The organism is Nonomuraea sp. CA-143628 (assembly GCF_050942315.1).
Taxonomy (GTDB): Bacteria; Actinomycetota; Actinomycetes; order Streptosporangiales; family Streptosporangiaceae; genus Nonomuraea.
Genome location: NZ_CP192072.1, coordinates 9,009,692 through 9,027,124, shown reverse-complemented (window position 1 = coordinate 9,027,124; position 17,433 = coordinate 9,009,692). Strand labels below are relative to the sequence as shown.

Annotated in this window: 17 protein-coding genes; 9 read left to right on the top strand and 8 right to left on the bottom strand. The window is 69.6% G+C overall.

Going from position 1 to position 17,433, the window contains the following annotated elements; translation table 11 throughout:
* Window positions 1-23 precede the first annotated feature (23 nt).
* Both ACQP2T_RS41115 and ACQP2T_RS41110 read right to left on the bottom strand, forming a co-directional pair.
* The gene (locus tag ACQP2T_RS41115) at window positions 24-221 is read right to left on the bottom strand and encodes a hypothetical protein (protein ID WP_433510247.1); all 198 of its coding nucleotides are present in this window, start codon (window positions 219-221) and stop codon (window positions 24-26) included.
* Window positions 222-264: 43 nt separating this feature from the next.
* Window positions 265-819, bottom strand: coding sequence for a cysteine hydrolase family protein (locus tag ACQP2T_RS41110; RefSeq protein WP_433510246.1), 555 nt, complete (start codon window positions 817-819; stop codon window positions 265-267).
* Window positions 820-912: 93 nt separating this feature from the next.
* On the opposite strand from ACQP2T_RS41110, the gene ACQP2T_RS41105 reads away from it, so the two are divergent.
* Entirely contained in the window at window positions 913-1,494 is a 582-nt protein-coding gene (locus ACQP2T_RS41105; RefSeq protein ID WP_433510245.1) for a DinB family protein, read from the top strand.
* A gap of 66 nt (window positions 1,495-1,560) precedes the next feature.
* Here ACQP2T_RS41105 and ald read toward each other — a convergent pair whose 3' ends face one another.
* On the bottom strand, window positions 1,561-2,682 hold the full coding sequence (gene ald / locus ACQP2T_RS41100; RefSeq protein WP_433510244.1) for an alanine dehydrogenase: 1,122 nt from the start codon (window positions 2,680-2,682) through the stop codon (window positions 1,561-1,563).
* Window positions 2,683-2,903: 221 nt separating this feature from the next.
* On the opposite strand from ald, the gene ACQP2T_RS41095 reads away from it, so the two are divergent.
* Complete coding sequence (locus tag ACQP2T_RS41095; RefSeq protein ID WP_433510243.1) at window positions 2,904-3,890, top strand: excalibur calcium-binding domain-containing protein; 987 nt, start codon at window positions 2,904-2,906, stop codon at window positions 3,888-3,890.
* Between the two features lie 15 nt (window positions 3,891-3,905).
* Here the strand turns inward: ACQP2T_RS41095 and ACQP2T_RS41090 are convergent, their stop codons facing one another.
* The 3 genes from ACQP2T_RS41090 to ACQP2T_RS41080 form a co-directional block, all read right to left on the bottom strand.
* Window positions 3,906-5,291: an NCS2 family permease gene (locus ACQP2T_RS41090; protein WP_433510242.1), complete on the bottom strand. Its 1,386-nt coding sequence runs from the start codon at window positions 5,289-5,291 to the stop codon at window positions 3,906-3,908.
* A gap of 75 nt (window positions 5,292-5,366) precedes the next feature.
* Window positions 5,367-5,597, bottom strand: coding sequence for an EF-hand domain-containing protein (locus ACQP2T_RS41085; protein WP_433510241.1), 231 nt, complete (start codon window positions 5,595-5,597; stop codon window positions 5,367-5,369).
* A gap of 29 nt (window positions 5,598-5,626) precedes the next feature.
* Window positions 5,627-7,795, bottom strand: coding sequence for a xanthine dehydrogenase family protein molybdopterin-binding subunit (locus ACQP2T_RS41080; RefSeq protein WP_433510240.1), 2,169 nt, complete (start codon window positions 7,793-7,795; stop codon window positions 5,627-5,629).
* A 93-nt stretch (window positions 7,796-7,888) separates the two neighbouring features.
* On the opposite strand from ACQP2T_RS41080, the gene ACQP2T_RS41075 reads away from it, so the two are divergent.
* The 5 genes from ACQP2T_RS41075 (at window position 7,889) to ACQP2T_RS41055 (ending at window position 14,173) form a co-directional block, all read left to right on the top strand.
* Window positions 7,889-9,406 (top strand): helix-turn-helix domain-containing protein, encoded by a 1,518-nt coding sequence (locus ACQP2T_RS41075; RefSeq protein ID WP_433510239.1) that lies wholly within the window; start codon window positions 7,889-7,891, stop codon window positions 9,404-9,406.
* Window positions 9,407-9,638: 232 nt separating this feature from the next.
* Window positions 9,639-10,922 carry a helix-turn-helix domain-containing protein gene (locus ACQP2T_RS41070; protein ID WP_433510238.1) on the top strand — a complete coding sequence of 428 codons (1,284 nt, stop codon included), beginning with the start codon at window positions 9,639-9,641 and terminating at the stop codon, window positions 10,920-10,922.
* A 44-nt stretch (window positions 10,923-10,966) separates the two neighbouring features.
* Window positions 10,967-11,602 (top strand): copper resistance CopC family protein, encoded by a 636-nt coding sequence (locus ACQP2T_RS41065; RefSeq protein ID WP_433510237.1) that lies wholly within the window; start codon window positions 10,967-10,969, stop codon window positions 11,600-11,602.
* The gene (locus ACQP2T_RS41060; RefSeq protein WP_433510236.1) at window positions 11,599-13,575 is read left to right on the top strand and encodes a cytochrome c oxidase assembly protein; all 1,977 of its coding nucleotides are present in this window, start codon (window positions 11,599-11,601) and stop codon (window positions 13,573-13,575) included. Before ACQP2T_RS41065 ends, ACQP2T_RS41060 begins: the two co-directional genes overlap by 4 nt.
* A 208-nt stretch (window positions 13,576-13,783) precedes the next feature.
* The gene (locus tag ACQP2T_RS41055; protein ID WP_357961296.1) at window positions 13,784-14,173 is read left to right on the top strand and encodes a sensor histidine kinase; all 390 of its coding nucleotides are present in this window, start codon (window positions 13,784-13,786) and stop codon (window positions 14,171-14,173) included.
* On the opposite strand, the gene map is transcribed toward ACQP2T_RS41055, so the two are convergent.
* The gene (gene map, locus ACQP2T_RS41050; protein ID WP_433510235.1) at window positions 14,160-15,008 is read right to left on the bottom strand and encodes a type I methionyl aminopeptidase; all 849 of its coding nucleotides are present in this window, start codon (window positions 15,006-15,008) and stop codon (window positions 14,160-14,162) included. The genes ACQP2T_RS41055 and map overlap by 14 nt on opposite strands.
* A 32-nt stretch (window positions 15,009-15,040) precedes the next feature.
* Here map and ACQP2T_RS41045 point away from each other — a divergent pair, with 32 nt between their 5' ends.
* Window positions 15,041-15,217, top strand: coding sequence for a hypothetical protein (locus ACQP2T_RS41045; protein ID WP_433510234.1), 177 nt, complete (start codon window positions 15,041-15,043; stop codon window positions 15,215-15,217).
* 30 nt (window positions 15,218-15,247) lie between these two features.
* Here the strand turns inward: ACQP2T_RS41045 and ACQP2T_RS41040 are convergent, their stop codons facing one another.
* Entirely contained in the window at window positions 15,248-16,609 is a 1,362-nt protein-coding gene (locus ACQP2T_RS41040) for a S41 family peptidase (RefSeq protein WP_433510233.1), read from the bottom strand.
* Between the two features lie 469 nt (window positions 16,610-17,078).
* Here ACQP2T_RS41040 and ACQP2T_RS41035 point away from each other — a divergent pair, with 469 nt between their 5' ends.
* Window positions 17,079-17,429 carry a hypothetical protein gene (locus ACQP2T_RS41035; protein ID WP_433510232.1) on the top strand — a complete coding sequence of 117 codons (351 nt, stop codon included), beginning with the start codon at window positions 17,079-17,081 and terminating at the stop codon, window positions 17,427-17,429.
* Window positions 17,430-17,433 lie beyond the last annotated feature (4 nt).

Sequence of the window (17,433 nt, the reverse complement as noted above, 5' to 3'; positions counted from 1 at the left end):
CGGGCCATCGACGACGTCGAGCCTCAAGGGTCGACGGTCTCCTCGGACGTCCGGTGGTCGATCCGCAGGTCGGGTGTTGATTCCGCGTACGCCTCGCGGGCGTCGGAGTCGGCCAGGATGCTTGCCGCCTGCATCTCGGTGTCGTCGCTGCCTGCTGCCTGTTCCTCGGGCAGCAGGTGCTCGGCACGTCGTCGTATCCGGTCTGCCATGGGCTCGTGCATCACGTCGGCGTACCCGTCGGGGTGTCAGGGAAACAGCTTCGGATCACTTGGTCGTCGCGACCCACTCCGCCACGGTGGTGACGTCCGCCTGGCCGGGGAACACCTTCTCCACGAGCACCCGGTGCACCTCGGGATCGGAGTCGAGGCAGGCGTCGGACAGCACGGTGAGCTGGAAGTCCAGGTCGGCCGCCTGCCGCAGGGTGGACAGCACGACGCCGCTCGTGGCGATGCCGGTGAGGACCAGGTGATCGATGTCGCCTGCCCGCAGCACCATGTCGAGGTCGCTGCCGGCGAAGGCGCTGACCCGCTTCTTCGTGACGACGACGTCGCCAGGCTCCGGTGCCACGTCCGGATGGATCTCCATGGCCTGCTCGTTTCCGGCGATTCCCCCCATGCGGGCGATAGCGCCGAACATCTTGTTGCGGGGACTGATCTCCGCATATCCGGGACGGAACCCGACGGCCGCGTAGATCACCGGGAGGCCGGCGGCCCGGGCGGCGTCGATCGCCTCGCGCAGGCGCGGCAGGTAGGCGGGGTCCGGGTAGCGGTCCACGATGACGCGTTGGACATCCATCACCAGGAGAGCGGTCTTGGCCACTGTCGTCCTTCCGTGAGTTGCGGCGAATGACCATGAGTCTAGGGACCGTTAATCAGTTGTCGGCCGCCAGGCGCTTCGCCGAAGATGGCGGCCATGGCAACGACACGACGAGCCGACATGTTCACCGCGGACGGCAAGCCATCTGACGACGACCCACGTGAGAACGGGCCAACGCTGGGCGACGAGCGCACCACGTTGATCGAAAACCTGCGCTGCGCACGCCTCACCTTGGAGATGAAATGCGCGGATCTCGACGCGGAGGCCATGGCGCGGCGGTCCGTTGAGCCGTCGACGATGTCGCTCCTGGGCCTTGTGCGGCACCTGGCCGAGGTGGAGCGTGGGACGTTCCGGGTGCTGATGGCCGGACAGGACGTCCCCAAGCTGTTCACCTCCGAGACCGACCGCGACGGTGACTTCGACGGCGCTGTCGCCGACCCCAAGGTCGTAGCGGAGGCGTGGGAGGCATGGCGTGCGGAGGTGGACTTCGCCGAGCGGTTCATGGCCGAGGCGCCCAGTCTCGACATCACCGCCGACGATGCCGCGAATCTGCATGGCAGCGGTGGAGGGTTGATGTCGCTGCGCGAGGCGGCGATGGGAATGATCTGGGAGTACGCCCGCCACATGGGTCACGCCGACCTGCTGCGTGAGCGCATCGACGGCCGCATAGGTCAGTAATCACCCCACCAGCATCACGCCACCACCAGCCGGTAGCCGAGGTCTAGGTGGTCGGCGGTCGCCTCGTCATGCTCGGGTCAGTACGTCCTCCAACGGCGTCCATGCGAACCCGTGGGCCTCCGCCACAGGCCGGCTGGTCAGGCGGCCCTCGTGCGTGCTCAGCCCCAGCGCGAGCGCCCGGTCCTGGCGCATGGCCGGTGCCCAGCCCCGGTCGGCGATGGCCAGGGCGTACGGGAGCGTGACGTTCGTCAGGGCGAACGTCGAGGTGTACGGGACCGCGCCCGGCATGTTGGCCACGCAGTAGAAGATCGACTCGTGCACCTGGTACGTCGGCTCCGCGTGCGTGGTGGGCCGGGAGTCCTCGAAGCAGCCGCCCTGGTCGATCGAGATGTCGACCAGCACGGAGCCGGGCTTCATCCGGCTGACGAGCTCGTTGGTCACCAGCTTGGGCGCCTTCGCGCCGGGCACCAGGACCGCGCCGATGACCAGGTCGGCCTCGCGTACGGCGCTCTCGATCTCCAGGGTGTTGGAGGCGACCGTCTGGCAGTGGCCCTGGTAGATCATGTCGGCCTGGCGGAGTTTGTCGATGTTCTTGTCGAGGAGGAGCACCTCGGCCTGCATGCCGAGCGCGATGGCGGCGGCGTTCATACCCGACACGCCCGCGCCGATCACCACGACGTGGGCCGCGCGCACGCCTGACACGCCGCCCATCAGCACGCCTCTGCCGCCCTGCGAGCGCATCAGATGGTACGCGCCGACCTGCGGAGCGAGCCGACCCGCGACCTCCGACATGGGGGCGAGCAGCGGGAGGGCGCCGTTCGGCGTCTGTACGGTCTCGTAGGCGACCCCGGTGACGCCCGAGTCGAGCATCGCCTGGGTGCAGGCCCGGGAGGCGGCCAGATGGAGGTAGGTGAACAGGATCTGGCCCTTGCGCATCCGGTGGTATTCCTCGGCGATCGGCTCCTTCACCTTCAGCACCAGGCCGCTCTCGGCCCAGACGTCGTCGACCTGGTCGAGGATGACGGCACCCGCCGCCGCGAAGTCGGCGTCGGGGATCGACGAGCCGAGGCCCGCGTCGTGCTCGACGTGGACCTGGTGGCCGTGCCGTACCAGCTCGTGGACGCCCGCGGGGGTGAGCGCGACGCGATATTCGTTGTCCTTGACCTCGCGGGGAACTCCGACCTTCATCGAGACTCCTTGAGCGTGGAAACCCCTGCCCTCAGGCGGGGGAGAATCACGGCTGCGCTTTCTTCTCGGCTGCCGTGAGGATCCATCGAGAATCTGTAGCTCTTTCTCCAATCTTCCCCATTTCTTGCTGGACGATGAGGATTGTTCGCCTGATTACCCCGCTACAGCCGGTCCTCGATAGGCTCACCCGCAGCCCGAACGTCAGGATGGGGTCGCCAACGATGGAGAAGCCGGAAGAGCCGCCACCCGCGGAGCCCGGAGAGCCCGGAGAACCCAAGGCCAGCAGATTCACCACCATCGTGTTGATCATCTCGCTGGTGGTCGTCGTGCTCATCTCCGGCGTGCTGGGGACGGTCGCCGTCCTGATGACCAGAAGCCCCGACGCGCCGCTCCTGGGGGGCGTCCCGCCGCAGCGGCTGGCGACGCCGATCCACTTCGCGCCGGTCAGAGACACCAAGCCGGCGCCGTGCCCGGGTGACACGGCCGTGCTCGACAAGGAGCAGAGCACCTGTTACCTGCTGGAGGACGGGGTCACGGTCAACGCCGTACAGCGGATCGAGGCCGTACGCGAGAAGGACGGCACCTACTCGGTGCGCATCGCGATCGCGCCCGCGTTCAAGCAGAAGGTGTCGGACCTCATCGACGAGATGGTGACCAACCAGCGGCAGGTGGCCGTCGTCCAGGTGCCCAAGACCGTCCTGGCGGCACCGATCGTCACGCAGCCCATGGACGGCGACAGCCTGAGCATCGTGGGTTTCGACAAGGCGGCGGCCGAGGCCCTGGCCGCGAGCCTGCTCGGCTCCACACCGTCGCCCGGAGCGCCGACCGGCGGAGCGCCGACCGACGCCGCCCCGACCGCGGGGGTACCAACGGGTGGAGCGCCAACGGGTGGAGCGCCGACCGGTGGAGCCCCGACGGGTGGAGCGCCGACCAGCACGGGCCAGGCCCCCACGGGCACGACCGGCACTACGGGTACGACGGGCACGACGGGCGTGCCCAACGCGGGAGCGCCGACCTCGGGCGCCTCCGCCCCGGCCACCCGTGCCACCTCTCCGGTCCGGGGCAGCCTGGACCCCCACTACGCGAGCTGCAAGGCGGCCGTCGCCGCCGGCGACGGCCCGTACACCAAGGGCGTCCACCCCGAGTACGCCTGGTACCCGGACCTCGACAAGAACAACGTGGCCTGCAACACAGCCGACATCCGCTGACAGCCAACCAAGTGGCTACCCGAACAGCTCCTCCAGCGCGGTGATCCCGAAATAGGCCAGGAAGATCGCCGAGACCACCCACAGCAGCCACGGAATCTCGGCGAACTTTCCCCGAGCCGCCTTGATCAGTGTGTACGAGATCACCCCGGCCCCCACCCCGTTCGTGATCGAGTACGTGAACGGCATCAGCGCGATCGTCAGGAACGCGGGCACGGCCAGCTCCAGGTCCTCCCAGGGCACGTTCCTGCTCTGCGTCATCATCAGCGCCCCGACCAGCACCAGCGCGGGCGCCGCCGCGGCCGCGGGCACCATCCCGGCCAGCGGCGTGAACAGCAGGGCCAGGCCCAGCAGCGCCCCGGTCACCACGCTGGCCAGCCCGGTCCTGGCCCCCTCGCCCACGCCGGCGGCCGACTCGACGAAGACGGTGTTGGCCGACGAACTGGTCGCCCCGCCGATCATGCCCGCGACCCCGTCCACGGTCAGGATCGCGCCCAGCCGAGGCACCCGCCCCTGCTCGTCCACCAGCCCGGCCTCGTCGCTGACGCCGATGATCGTGCCCATGGCGTCGAAGAACCCGGACAGAATCAGCGTGAACAGCACCACGGCCGCCGTCAGCGCCCCCGCGCTCACGAACCCGCCGAACAGGTCGAAGCGTCCCACCAGCCCGAAGTCGGGCGCCGCGACCAGCGACTTCGGCACCCGGGGCGTCACCACGCCCCAGGTCTTGGGGTCGATGGTGGCCAGTGAGTTCACGACCACGGCCAGGACGGTAGTCACCGCGATGCTGATGAGGATGGCCGCCGGGGTCCTGCGTACGTACAGGACGATCATCAGGAGCAGCCCGAAGCAGAACACCGTGACCGGCCAGCCCGCCAGGTGCCCGGTCGCGCCGAGCTGCACGGGCGTGCCGGAGCCCGCCGCCACGAAGCCCGCGTCGACCAGGCCGATCAGCGCGATGAACAGCCCGATCCCCACGCTGATCGCGTGTTTGAGCGCCAGCGGGATCGCGTTCATGATCAGGGTACGCAGGCCCGTCACGGCCAGGATGACGATCGCGAGTCCTTCGAGGACGACCAGGCCCATCGCCTGGGCCCAGGTCATGTGGGGCGCGGCCTGGTAGGCCACCACCGCGTTGAGGCCGAGCCCGGCCGCCAGCCCGAACGGCGCGTTGCCGATGAAGGCCATGAGCAGCGTCGAGACGGCCGCCGCCAAGGCGGTCGAGGTGGTGAGCTGGACGATCGAGAGCCTGGCGCCGGTGATGTCACGGGCGCCGGCCAGGATGATCGGGTTGAGCAGGATGATGTAGGCCATCGCCATGAACGTGGTGATGCCGCCGCGCACCTCGCGCCCGGCCGTCGTCGACCGGCCGGAGAGCTCGAAGAACCTGTCGAGCACGGCCATCCCCCCTCGATCAAGGGGGAGTGCCGGGTGCTCTACCCGGCCCGGAACGTGATCACGCCTCGGGCCGCGGATATGTCACGCTTCGTGCTTGCCGCCGCCCACCAGGCCGATGAACTCCTCCAGCCCGATCCGGCCGTCGCCGTCCTTGTCGATGGCGTCGATGAACGCGCTGATCTCCGCGTCGGTGACGCCGTGCCCGCCGAGGGCCGCGTTGACCTGCCTGATCTCGCTGGTCGACAGCAGGCCGTCGCCGTCGGTGTCGAACCGCTCGAACTCCGCCTTGGCGGCGTCGCGTGCGCTGGTCATCGGATTCCTCCCCGTAGTCGATCCGCCTATTACAACAGGGCGATATCTTCGGGTCTGATGGGAACGCGCGTCAAACGCCGTCCGGTCGCCGCCCGCACCGCCGCCGCGATGGCGGGCGTGGACGAGAGCGTGGGCGGCTCACCCGCGCCACGCAGCCCGTACGGGGCGGCAGGGTCAGGATTTTCCAGGATCTTCAGCGCCATTGGCGGCATGTCGAGAATGGTGGGAATCAGGTAGTCGGTGAACGACGGGTTCAGCAGCCGCCCGTCACGCATCTGGATCTCCTCCATCAGCGCCAGCCCGAGCCCCTGCGCCGAGCCGCCGTGGATCTGGCCCTCCAGCGCCTGCGGGTTCATGATCCGCCCCACATCCTGTACGGCGGCCAGCTCGACCACCTTGACCAGGCCCAGCTCGACGTCCACGTCCACCACGGCCCGGTGCACGCACAGGGCGAGCTGGGTGTGCGAGTCACCCTGCCCGGTCTCGGGGTCCATCGGGAACGTGGGCCGGTGCCGATACTCCCGCGTCTCCTCGATCGTCCCGTACTTCTCCAGCGCCTCCCTGGCCGGCAGCCCCTCGAAGCGCGCCCGTACGGCCTCGCAGGCCGCCTTCACCGCCCCGCCGGTGACGTACGACTGCCGCGAGGCCGACGACGAGCCCGCCGAGCCCACCGTGGTGTCGGCCGTCGCCACCGTCACGTTCTCGACGCCCAGCTCGGTCCTGGCGATCTGGGCCTGGAGCGTCACCAGGCCCTGGCCGACCTCGGCCGCCGCGGTGTGCACGGTGACGTGCGGCTCGCCGCCGATCAGCTCGGCCCGGACCCGGGCCGTGGAGTAGTCGTCGAAGCCTTCGGAGAAGCAGATGTTCTTGATGCCCACGCCGTACCCGACGCCTCGCCGTACGGACTCGCCGTGGGTGGTCTGCGAGACGCCGCCCGGCAGCGCGCGCAGATCGGACTCCCGGTCGGGCGGGAGGGGCATCGCGGCGAGCTCGCGGAGCATGCCGGCCAGCGGCGCGGGCGAGTCGATGATCTGGCCGGTGACCAGGGACGAACCCTGCGACACCGCGTTGCGCACCCGGATCTCGACCGGCGACAGGCCGCACGCCTCGGCCAGGAGATCCATCTGCGACTCGTACGCGTAGCACGCCTGCACCGCGCCGAACCCGCGCATCGCCCCGCACGGCGGATTGTTCGTGTAGACGCCGGTGGCGTCGATCCGGACGTTCGGCACCTCGTACGGGCCGGCGCCGAGCGAGGCGGCGTTGCCGACGACGGCGGGGGAGGAGGAGCAGTACGCGCCGCCGTCGAGCAGGATGTCGGCCTTGACGTAGACGAGCTTGCCGTCACGGGTGGCGCCGTGCTCGTAGCGCATCCAGGCGGGGTGGCGGTGTACGTGGCCGTAGAACGACTCCTCGCGGTTGTAGACGATCTTCACGGGGCGGTTCAGCCGGAGCGCCAGCATGCAGGCGTGCGCCTGCATCGACAGGTCCTCGCGGGCGCCGAACGCGCCGCCGACGCCCGACAGCGTCAGCCGTACCTTCTCCGGCGGCAGCCCGAGGCAGGGGGCGAGCTGGTCGCGGTCCACGTGCAGCCACTGGGTGGCGATGTACAGGTCCACACCGCCGTCCTCGGCGGGGACGGCCAGGCCGGACTCGGGGCCGAGGAACGCCTGGTCCTGCATGCCGACCTCGTACTCGGCCGACACCACGACGTCCGCCTCGAAGGTGTCGCCCACCCGCACCGGCTGATGCCGTACGAAATTTCGGGACTCACGGGGGTCTGTTACGGCGGGGCGGGGCTCGTACTCGACCACGATCGCCGCCGCGGCCCTGCGCGCGGTCTCCGGATGGTCGGCGGCCACCAGCGCGACCGGCTCGCCCTGGTAACGGACCTGGTCGATGGCCAGCACGGGCTGGTCCTTCAGCTCCAGGCCGTAGAACTTCTCGCCGGGCACGTCCTCGTGCGTCAGCACCGTGAACACCCCCGGCATCGCCAGCGCGGGTCCCACGTCGATCGAGCGGATCCACGCCGAGACGTGCGGGCTGCGCAGTGTCACGCCCCACGCCATGCCGTCGAGCCACAGGTCGGAGGCGTAGGCGAACTCGCCCGTCACCTTCAGAGTGGCGTCCGGCCGCCGCGCGCTCTCGCCCACGCCCATGGACTCGAGCCGCCGCGTCTCGCTCGACGTTTCGGTCATGCTCCGAGTAGAGCACCAGCGTGGCGGCGGTCCTATGCGTGTGACGTTAAATCCCGGTCAGAGCTTGGCGGGCCGACTTGTATATTCCTCCAAGTGCGCATCAGTGAACTGCTGGCCATCGGCGACCTGCGCCTCGGGCTCCTGACCGGCGACCCGGCCACGGAGTTCACCGGCGTGCACATCACCGACCTGCCCGAGCCGGGGCGCTACCTGTCGGGCGGCGAGCTGGTGCTCACGGGGATGATGTGGCGCACGTCACCGGACGACGCGACCCGCTTCGTCGCCGCGCTGGCCGAGGCCGGGGTGGCCGCGCTCGGCGCGGGCCAGGCGTGGCTCGGCCACGTTCCGGAAGACCTCGTGGCGGCGTGCGCGGCGGCCGGGCTGACGCTCGTCGAGGTGCCCACCGAGGTCTCCTTCCGTACGCTCGCGGAGCTCGTCGTGCCCCGCCTGTCCGGCGACGCGCGCGACGCGCTCGGCCGGCACCGCAGGCTGCTCACCGCTGTGGCCGAGGGCGCCGCGCTGCCCGAGCTGTTCGCGCTGACCGCCGCGGAGCTGGGCGTCACGGGCGCCGTCGTCTCCGCCTCCGGCCGGGTGATCGTGGGCTCCGCCGAGGATCCGGTACGGCTGGCCCGCGCGTACCTGACGGCCTCCCGGCTGCCCTGCCGCGTCGGCGAGCACACGATCTTCGGCGTCGGGCGCGGCCACCGGGCCGCGGGCTGGCTGCTGGCCTGCGACGGCGACCTGCTGGACCGGCCCGACCTCGGCTATGAGCTGGCGACCTGCGTCGCGGTCGAGCACAGCCGGATGGAGGAGGGGCGCCGGGTCGAACGGCGGCTGGCCGAGCAGCTCGTCTCGGCGGCGCTGGCGGAGGCGGGCCCGGCCGAGCTGGACGCCAGGCTCCGCACCTGCGGGCTCGACGCCGCCGAGCCGTACACGATCGTGAACGCCACCGTCCTCACGGCGGGCCGGCCAGGTGATCCGGACGCGGCGACCTTGGGCGGGCAGACCGTGGAGGAGCTGCTGGACCGCGAGATCGTCGCCGCGGTGCTGACGGAAGGCACGATACGGACCGAGGGCGCGGTACGGACCGACGGCGCGGTGGGGTTGGTGCCGCTGCGGGGCTCGACGGTGAGCGGGGTGGCCGAGCGGCTGAGCGCCGGGGCGGAGGTGCTGTCCGCGCTGCCCGGCACGCGGATCTGCGTCGGACTGAGCGGCGCGCTCACCAGCGCGGCGGCCGTGAAGGGCGGGGTCGAGGAGGCCGGGCACGCCCGGCGGCTGGCGGAGGTGCGCGGCGGCGGAGTGGCGACCAGCGATGAGATCTACACGCACGCCCTGTTGCTGGCCACCGCCCCCGGCGATGTGCGCCGCTCTTTCGCCGATCGGCTGCTGACGCCGCTGCTCGACTATGACGGGCGGCACCAGTCAGAGCTGGTGCGGACGCTTGGCACGTTCCTCGACTGTGCCGGCTCGTGGAACGCGTGCGCGGAGCGGATGCACGTGCACGTCAACACGGTTCGATACCGGATCAGGAGGGTGGAGGAGCTAACCGGCCGCGACCTGTCGACGATGACGGATCGGGTCGATTTTTTTCTGGCGCTCCGGGCTCGCTGAGGGATCCGCGGCCTGGAGAGCGGTTCGGACGGCCTACCTAGAGGTAACTAGCAGCACGCGATGACATCAGAAGCGACAGCGGGGGGCGACGCGATGGCCTCCGCGGTCGTAACATTGGTGGCTGCGACCAAAACAGTCGCAATCAGTGCGGACAGGATAAGACGCTTGCGCATCTAGGACTCCCTCACCTATATGGGTTGTGCGTTTGTCATCATCTCAAGGAGCGGCGACTGTGACCACATCTGACCTGGTCGGACTCCGTATTAAGACCGTTCGGCGACAGCGTGGCCTGTCTCAGGCCCAACTCGCGCATCCCGAACTCTCGGACAGCTACGTCTCCTTGATCGAGAGTGGCAAGCGTACCCCGACTCCTGCCGTCCTGGAACTGCTGGCCCAGAAGCTGGACTGCTCATTGTCCTACTTGGTCAACGGCGTAACCGCAGAGCAGATGGAGGATATCGAGCTCGCACTCGGCTACGCGCGGCTGGCCCTGGAGAACGGTGAGGTCACCGAGGCCCGCACCCGCTTCGCCGAGCTGATGGCGAACAATAACCTGACAGGTCTGACGTCTCTCCGTCAAGACACCGAATTCGGACTTGCCCTGGCCACCGAGGCTTGCGGCGACCACAGCGGCGCCATCGCCCTCCTCGATCGGCTGAGTGAGGAGGACATCTCACCCGACCGCCGCATCGAGGTCTCCATCGCGCTGTGCCGCCTCTATATGAGGAGCGACCGGCTCACCGAGGCCGTCGGCATCGGCGAGCGGGTCCTGGGCGGGGCGAGCCGGCCGGCGTGGTCCGACCTGATCATCGAGCTGGGCGCGACCCTGCTGAACGTCTACCTGAAGCGCGGCGACCTCCTGCGTGCCCGCCAGTTCGCGGCCGAGCTGCTGAACGCCGCCGACCTGCTCGGCACGCCGCGATCCATGGTCGCCGCCTGCTGGAACGCCGCCATCGTGGCCGAGAGCACCGGGCACGGTGAGGAGGCCCTCGGCTTCGCCGAGCGCGCTCTGGCCGTCCAGTCCGAGACCGGCCAGCCGCGCAACCTCGCCAGGATGCGCCAGGCGTACGCGGCGCTGATGCTCAGGGCCCGGCCGTCGGCGGCCAAGGAGGCCCGTCAGCTGCTGCTCAAGGCCGACCACGAGCTGGCCCAGTCCTCCGCCAGCACCGCCGACCGGGCGAGCTGCCTGGTGGAGCTGGCCCGCGCCGAGATCCTGGACGGCAACTACGAGCAGGCCATCAGATACGCGCGATCCGGCACGGAGCTGCTGCCCGAGTCGGCCAGGACGCTCGACGCCGAGCTGCGCCTCGTGCTCAGCCGCACCTACGGCGGCCTGGGCAGGTTCGGTGAGGCCACCAACGAGCTCGATGCCGTGCGCCAGTGGATCGACCCGCTGCCGGACTCCCGCAGCGTGGCCGCCACCTGGTACGCCGCCGCCGAGACCATGGAGCAGTTGGGCGACGCCGACAGCGCCGTGAAGGCCTACCAGCGCGCGCTGGCCTGCGCGGGCCTGTAGCGAGGTCAGGACCGGGCGGCGGCGTCGGTAGCCTTGGGGATGTCATGAAGAGATCCCCGTTCGCGGCTCTCACCGCGTTTCTCGCCGCCCTGGTCCTGCTGGGCACCGCCGGACCGGCCCTGGCTCACGACGCTCTCAAGAGCAGTGACCCGGCCAAGGGCGCCACGGTCGAGTCCGTCGACGAAGTCAGGCTCGAGTTCACCTCGGGCGTGCGCATCCCGGTCGTGGTCGTCCGCGGCGCCGAGGGCACCGCTCACCAGAGCGGCGATCCCCGTGCCGACGGCAAGGTGGTGACGCAGGAGCTCAAGGGCGCGTTGCCCGATGGGAAATACACGATCGCCTACCGTGTCGTCTCCTCCGACGGTCACCCGATCGAGGGCGAGATCCCGTTCACGGTCAAGGGGGCGCCCTCGCCGTCGTCCTCGCCGAGCGCGCCGTCACCGAGCGCGCAGTCGCAGGCGCCCGTCACAGAGGTTCCGGCAGCCCAAACCCAGGCCCAGGCTCCGGCTTCGTCCGCGCCGGCCGAGCAGGCGGGGGCCGCCTCGACGTCCTTCCCCGTGTGGCTGATCGTCGTGGTCGGCGCGCTCGTCGGTGTCGGCATCGGCTTCCTGCTCAGCGCGCGGAACAAGAAGCCGACCGGGCCGCCCGCAGACTCGTCCAGAGACGAGAAGAAGCCGTGACCAGGGCCGCGCGTCTCGCGCTCGCGGCGGTGGGGGCGGCGCTCGTCGCCCTGGTGATCGCCATGGTCGCCGGCGGCGCGGCGTTCCCCCGCATCATCGCCGGCCTGCCCGACGCCGGGCCGGTCACCCGATGGGGGCTGCCGGTCTCCAAGCTGTGGATGGACGCGGCCGGCGTGGTCACCATCGGCCTGCTGCTGACCGCCGCCCTCCTGCTGCCCAACGACAAGGGCCTGCTGGGCAAGACCGCGCTCGGCTACGTCAAGGCCGCCTCTTGGGCCGCGCTGTCCTGGGCCGCCGCCGCGTTCGCCGCGATCATGTTCGGGGCGGCCGACTTCTTCGCCCGCCCGGTCACCGAGATCTTCGAATCCAACTACCTGACCGGCTTCGCCACCCAGTTCGGCCAGGGCATCGCGCTGACGCTCGTGGTGCTGTTCGGGGTGGCCATCGCGCTGTTCTCGCGGGGTGCCATCACCGCCGGGGCCGCGGCCGGTCTGCTGGTGCTCGCGCTGGCCACGCTGTTGCCGCCCGCGCTCACCGGTCACTCCTCCTCCTCGCCCAACCACGACCTGGCCACCTCGGGGCTGGCGCTGCACCTGCTCACGCTGTCGCTGTGGGTGGGCGGCCTCGCCGTGGTGGCCCTGCACGCCGTACGGAAGCTGCCGCAGCTGGAGATCGCCGCGGCCAGGTTCTCCAGGCTCGCCCTTTGGTGCTACATCGGGGTCGGCGCGTCCGGGGTGTTCAGCGTGCTGGCCCGGCTGACCTCGGTCTCCGATCTCTGGACGTCGGCGTACGGCGTGCTGATCGTGGCGAAGATCATCGCGTTCGTCCTGCTCGGCTACGTGGGCTGGTGGCACCGGCAGCGCACCCTGGCCGGGATGGGCGCCGGCCGCCAGGGCGCGTTCACCCGGCTGGCCTGCGGTGAGCTGCTGCTCATGGCCGCCACCATGGGCCTGGCCGTCGTGCTCTCGCGCACCGCGCCGCCGCCGGTCAGCCTGCCCGCCGACCGGGCCTTCGACCTGCTCGGGTTCCCGATGCCGCCGCCGATCACGATCGGCAACCTGGCCTCGCTGTGGTGGCTCGACCTGTTCTTCGCGGTGGTCGCGGCCGTCCTGGGCGGCCTCTACGCCGCCGGGGTCATCAGGCTGATGCGGCGTGGCGACAGCTGGTCGTGGGGGCGCACCGCCGCCTGGTTCGGCGGGGTGGCGCTGCTGGTCGTGGCCACCCAGAGCGGTGTGGCCCGCTACGCCAAGGTCATGTTCGACGTGCACATGGTCGAGCACATGACGCTCTCCATGGTCGTGCCCATCCTCCTGGTCCTCGGCGGTCCGGTCACGCTGGCGCTGCGCGCGCTCAGGCCGGCCGCCAAGCGCGGCGACCGTGGGCCGCGCGAGTGGCTGACGACGATCCTGCACAGCGGGTTCGTCAAGGTCGTCGGCCATCCGGCCATCGCGACGGCCATCTTCATCGCCTCGACGTACGCGCTGTACTTCACGCCGCTGTTCGAGTCGGCCATGGAGGAACACCTCGGGCACATCTTCATGACCCTGCACTTCCTGCTCAGCGGCTCGCTGTTCTTCTGGACGATCATCGGCGTCGACCCGGCTCCGCACCGCCTGCCGTACGTGGGCAAGCTGCTGGTCCTCTTCGTCACGATGCCCTTCCACGCGTTCTTCGGCGTCGCGCTGATGATGACCGGCACCGTGCTGGCCTCCGGCTGGTACGACCAGCTCGGCCGTACGTGGGGCGGCCCGCTGCTGGAGGAGCAGCAGAACGGCGGCGCGATCGCCTGGGGGTTCGGCGAGATCCCGACCCTGATGGTGCTGCTGGCCATCGCCATGCAGTGGTACCAGGACGACGAGCGGCAGGCCCGGCGGGCGGACCGCAAGGCCGATCGCGGCGGCGCGGGCGACCCCGAACTCGCCTCCTATAACGCCTATCTCGCCAAGCTCAACAGAAGTGACAGGGCCAAGTAGCCGTTCGGCCACGGCCTTCTATCCTCCACCGCGCGTAACCGAACCGCCGGGTAGCCTTGCTCGCAGGGGAGACGGGCATAACCTCATGAGCTGTGTGCGTAAGGCCCGAGGGGGGAAGTGCGCGCACGCGCATGGGGACATCGGTATGGGGGCCGGTGCGTGCCCCATGTGCTCAGAGAGGCGATCAGAGTTGTCGAAAGAGACGCGCATGCGCGGGGGGCAAAGCCTGGCGGAGGCGCTGGAGACCTACTTGGCGGAGTGGTCGGAGCGCACGGGCATCGCCGTCGAGACGTGGGCGCTGCCCTCGACCGACGTGCCGTCCCGCATAGGGGCGGGCGTGCTGGCCGCCATGCGCGAGGCCCTCGGCAATGTCGAGGCGCACAGCGGCGCGAGCCTTGTCTCCGTCGCGGTGACCTCGGGCAGGGACGGCCTCCGGATGACGATCCGCGATCACGGCCGGGGCTTCACCACGCTCAGAGCGGGCCGTGGCATCGCGCGGATGCGGGCCACGTTCACCGAACTAGGCGGGAGCCTGTCGGTCACCGGCACGCAGGGCGAGGGCACCACCGTCAGCGGCGTGGTGCCTAGGCGAGGGTGAGGATCTCACTGCCCGTGTCGGTCACCACGAGCGTGTGCTCGAACTGAGCCGTGCGCTTGCGGTCCTTGGTCACGGCGGTCCACTTGTCGGGCCAGATGTCGTAGTCGATCGTGCCCAGCGTCAGCATCGGCTCGATCGTGAACGTCATCCCCGGCACCAGCTCGACCCGCAGCGACGGGTCCTCGTAGTGCGGCACCATCAGGCCCGAGTGGAAGGTGGTGCCGATGCCGTGCCCGGTGAAGTCGCGCACCACGCCATAGCCGAACCGCTTGGCGTAGGCCTCGATGACCCGGCCCACCACGTTGAGCTGCCGACCCGGCGCGACCGCCTTGATCGCCCGCATCATCGCCTCGCGGGTGCGCTCCACCAGCAGCCGTGACTCCTCGTCGACCTCGCCCACCAGGTAGGTCGCGTCGGTGTCGCCGTGGACGCCGCCGATGAAGGCGGTGATGTCGACGTTGACGATGTCGCCGTCGCGCAGCACGGTGTCGTCGGGGATGCCGTGGCAGATCACCTCGTTGATCGAGGTGCACAGCGACTTGGGGTAGCCCTTGTAGCCGAGCGTGCTCGGGTAGGCGCCGTGGTCGACAAGGAACTCGTGGCCGATCCGGTCCAGCTCGTCGGTGGTGACACCGGGCTGGATGTGCTTGGCGACCTCGGCCATCGCCTGCGCCGCGATCCGGCCGGCCACCCGCATCCGCTCGATCGTCTCCGGAGTCTTGACGTCGGATTCGCCGGTCTTGGGATGCTTCTTGCCGACGTACTCCGGCCGCTGGATGTGCGCGGGGACCTTTCGAATGGGCGAAACTCGCCCTGGCTGGAGCAATGTCGTCATGAAAGGCAAGTCTACGGGGCAGGATTGATCCCGTGAGCGATGGCCAGTGGTGGTTCTGCCTCAAGCACATGCGTGTCGAGCCCGACCAGGGCTGTCCTAACAAGGACCGGATGGGCCCCTACGAGAGCGAACAAGAGGCGGCCGGGGCGCTCCAGCGCGCCGCCGACCGCAACAAGGCGTGGGACGAGGCCGACGAGGACGACAACTAGGCCGTAGGTCCAACGTACGGGCTCGCGGACCTACAGCGTCGCGAGCGCCTTCGCCACGCCCGGGTCGCGGCCGGTGGCCAGGTCAAGGGCGGTCATCGGCGCGTAGTGGTCGACCGCGACACCGATCGTGTCGATGATCTCGCGGGCGGGCCCGAGGTGCCGGACCTTGGGCAGCAGCAGGAGGCTGCCGTCGTCGAGGAGGTAGCCTTCGGCGGGGCCGGAGACGGCTCCCGCCGTACGGGTCCCGATGAGAGTGCCCAGACGGTTGTCCTTGACGGCCGCGCTGAAGTCCTCGCAGGCCGAGGCGCAGCCCCGGTCGGTGAGGACGACGAGGCGTAGGCCCAGCAGCGCGACGGTGTCGTCGGTCCGGTTGGGCCGGCAGTCTCCCCGGAACGGGCAGAAGTAACTGGTGACCTTGCCGTGGGCGAACGCGCCGAGCAACCGGGTCACCTCACGGGGCGACCCGCCGCCGTTGCCGCGCAGGTCGAGGACCACCGCCTTCGGTTTGTCCTGGAGCTTGGCGATGACCTGGTCGGCGGCGCCTTCGAAGAACCCGGGGAGCCGGACGTACGCGACGCCGCCGGGAAGACTCTTCGAGGTCGCCGCCGGAGGCGGCACCGTGATGGGGCCCTCCTTGAGATCGACGGTGCGGGTCAGTCCCGTCGTAGGGCGCTTGAGCGTGAGCTTTACGGCGTCGGCGCTCAAGGCTTCGAGGATGCCCTGGTTCACGGTGCTCCCGATGAACGGCGGCATGCCGTTGACCTTGACGATGATGTCGCCGGGCCTGATGCCGGCCTTGGCGGCGGGGCTGCCGGGCAAGACGCGGGTGATGAACAGCGGCGGCTTGGCCGCCGGGTCGAGTTGCGGGCCCTGCGTGGCCGACACGCCCACGATGCCCGTTCCGGTCGGCCCGCCCTCCGGCGGCGGAGTCGGCCTGATCGCGCGGGCGTGGTTGTCGTGCAGTCCGGCGATCATCGCGGTGATCGCGGCGCGCAGCGCGGACACGTCGCCGGCGCCGAGGACCCGTGCGAAGGCGGCCCAGTCGGTGTCGCGGTTCCCGGTCAGTTCGGGCAGCCGAAGGTCGGCCCGATCGGCGTCGCGCCGCATCAGGTCCTGGGTGTAGGCGGCGAAAGCGCTCTTCAGCAGGGCCGTCGGATCCATGGCCGGACCGCTGTAGTAGTTGTCCAGCACGCAGAAGTACGCCTGCCGGAGTGTGCGCACCGAGGTAGGCGGCGCCGATTCCGGCGGTGGCGCCGTGGCGAGGGCGCAGCGGTCGTCTGAAGCGGCGGCCGGTGCGGACGCGGGCGCGGACAGGGGGGCGGCCGCTGAGGACACGGGTGCGGACAGGGCGCAGGCCGCAGTCAGCACGGCGGCGCAGAGGACTCTGATCATGGCCGCCAGCGTGCCCGGAAGCGGGTTACACCGCCGTGAACGGCTCCGTGACGCCACTGTTACCCGGCTTCGGGTAACGAAGCGTCAGCCCGCGTGCCCTGGCGGCCGAAGACGAGTCACGGCCAAGACCGATTCCCTGTGACCCCAATTCGCTTTGGCCGGACAAACGCGCCCAAATAAATCAACTCTTTATCGGACAAGCTTCCTCAAAATACTTGTACGGGGTGCGTAATGTTCTGAATTAAAACGCCGGCGGTGATCAACCATAAAGCGCCGAGATCGTCTCGAGTTAATCTCGGGACTAGTCATCGGCGGACATCGTGGGGTAGAAAGTTCGAGGCGGCGAAAGGGGGGACTGTGTTGAGATAGAAATTGAGCCGTTTTCGCATTAGCCGCACAGCGGTAAAAGGAAAACGCTCTTCCGTAATCACGGAAAGGGCGCCACGCAAAAGAGGGGATGGATAATTCCATGAAGGCGAACACGCGAGTGGCCTCGGTCGCACTGATGCTCGGTCTCTTCGGCTCCGCGCTGGTGGGTGGCGCTTCGATGGCCCAGGCCACCGGCGGTTATTCCTGCTCCAACGGCCTGGCCAACGTCGTCACCTGCAACAACACCGTCGCCGGCATCCCGGTGACGCTCAACGTCACGGGCAACCGGACGCTCACCGGCAACGAGATCGGCATCCTCCAGAACAACCTCAACAACACCGCCGTGAACGTCACGGCCATCAAGAACTCGGTCTTCAACACGTACGCGTCGTTCAACCCGACGGTTATCATCAAGAAGATCAACGTCTGTATCGCATCGGTCTGCTCATAATTCG

What these genes read in the sequence shown, in the direction of transcription:
- ACQP2T_RS41090 (WP_433510242.1), bottom strand. Translation starts at nt 5,291, where the DNA reads ATGGCCGTGCTCGACAGGTTCTTCGAGCTCTCCGGCCGGTCGACGACG.
- ACQP2T_RS41085 (WP_433510241.1), bottom strand. Translation starts at nt 5,597, where the DNA reads ATGACCAGCGCACGCGACGCCGCCAAGGCGGAGTTCGAGCGGTTCGAC.
- ACQP2T_RS41040 (WP_433510233.1), bottom strand. Translation starts at nt 16,609, where the DNA reads ATGATCAGAGTCCTCTGCGCCGCCGTGCTGACTGCGGCCTGCGCCCTG.
- ACQP2T_RS41065 (WP_433510237.1), top strand. Translation starts at nt 10,967, where the DNA reads ATGAAGAGATCCCCGTTCGCGGCTCTCACCGCGTTTCTCGCCGCCCTG.
- ACQP2T_RS41035 (WP_433510232.1), top strand. Translation starts at nt 17,079, where the DNA reads ATGAAGGCGAACACGCGAGTGGCCTCGGTCGCACTGATGCTCGGTCTC.
- ACQP2T_RS41055 (WP_357961296.1), top strand. Translation starts at nt 13,784, where the DNA reads ATGCGCGGGGGGCAAAGCCTGGCGGAGGCGCTGGAGACCTACTTGGCG.
- ACQP2T_RS41115 (WP_433510247.1), bottom strand. Translation starts at nt 221, where the DNA reads ATGCACGAGCCCATGGCAGACCGGATACGACGACGTGCCGAGCACCTG.
- map (WP_433510235.1), bottom strand. Translation starts at nt 15,008, where the DNA reads ATGACGACATTGCTCCAGCCAGGGCGAGTTTCGCCCATTCGAAAGGTC.
- ald (WP_433510244.1), bottom strand. Translation starts at nt 2,682, where the DNA reads ATGAAGGTCGGAGTTCCCCGCGAGGTCAAGGACAACGAATATCGCGTC.
- ACQP2T_RS41095 (WP_433510243.1), top strand. Translation starts at nt 2,904, where the DNA reads ATGGAGAAGCCGGAAGAGCCGCCACCCGCGGAGCCCGGAGAGCCCGGA.
- ACQP2T_RS41105 (WP_433510245.1), top strand. Translation starts at nt 913, where the DNA reads ATGGCAACGACACGACGAGCCGACATGTTCACCGCGGACGGCAAGCCA.
- ACQP2T_RS41080 (WP_433510240.1), bottom strand. Translation starts at nt 7,795, where the DNA reads ATGACCGAAACGTCGAGCGAGACGCGGCGGCTCGAGTCCATGGGCGTG.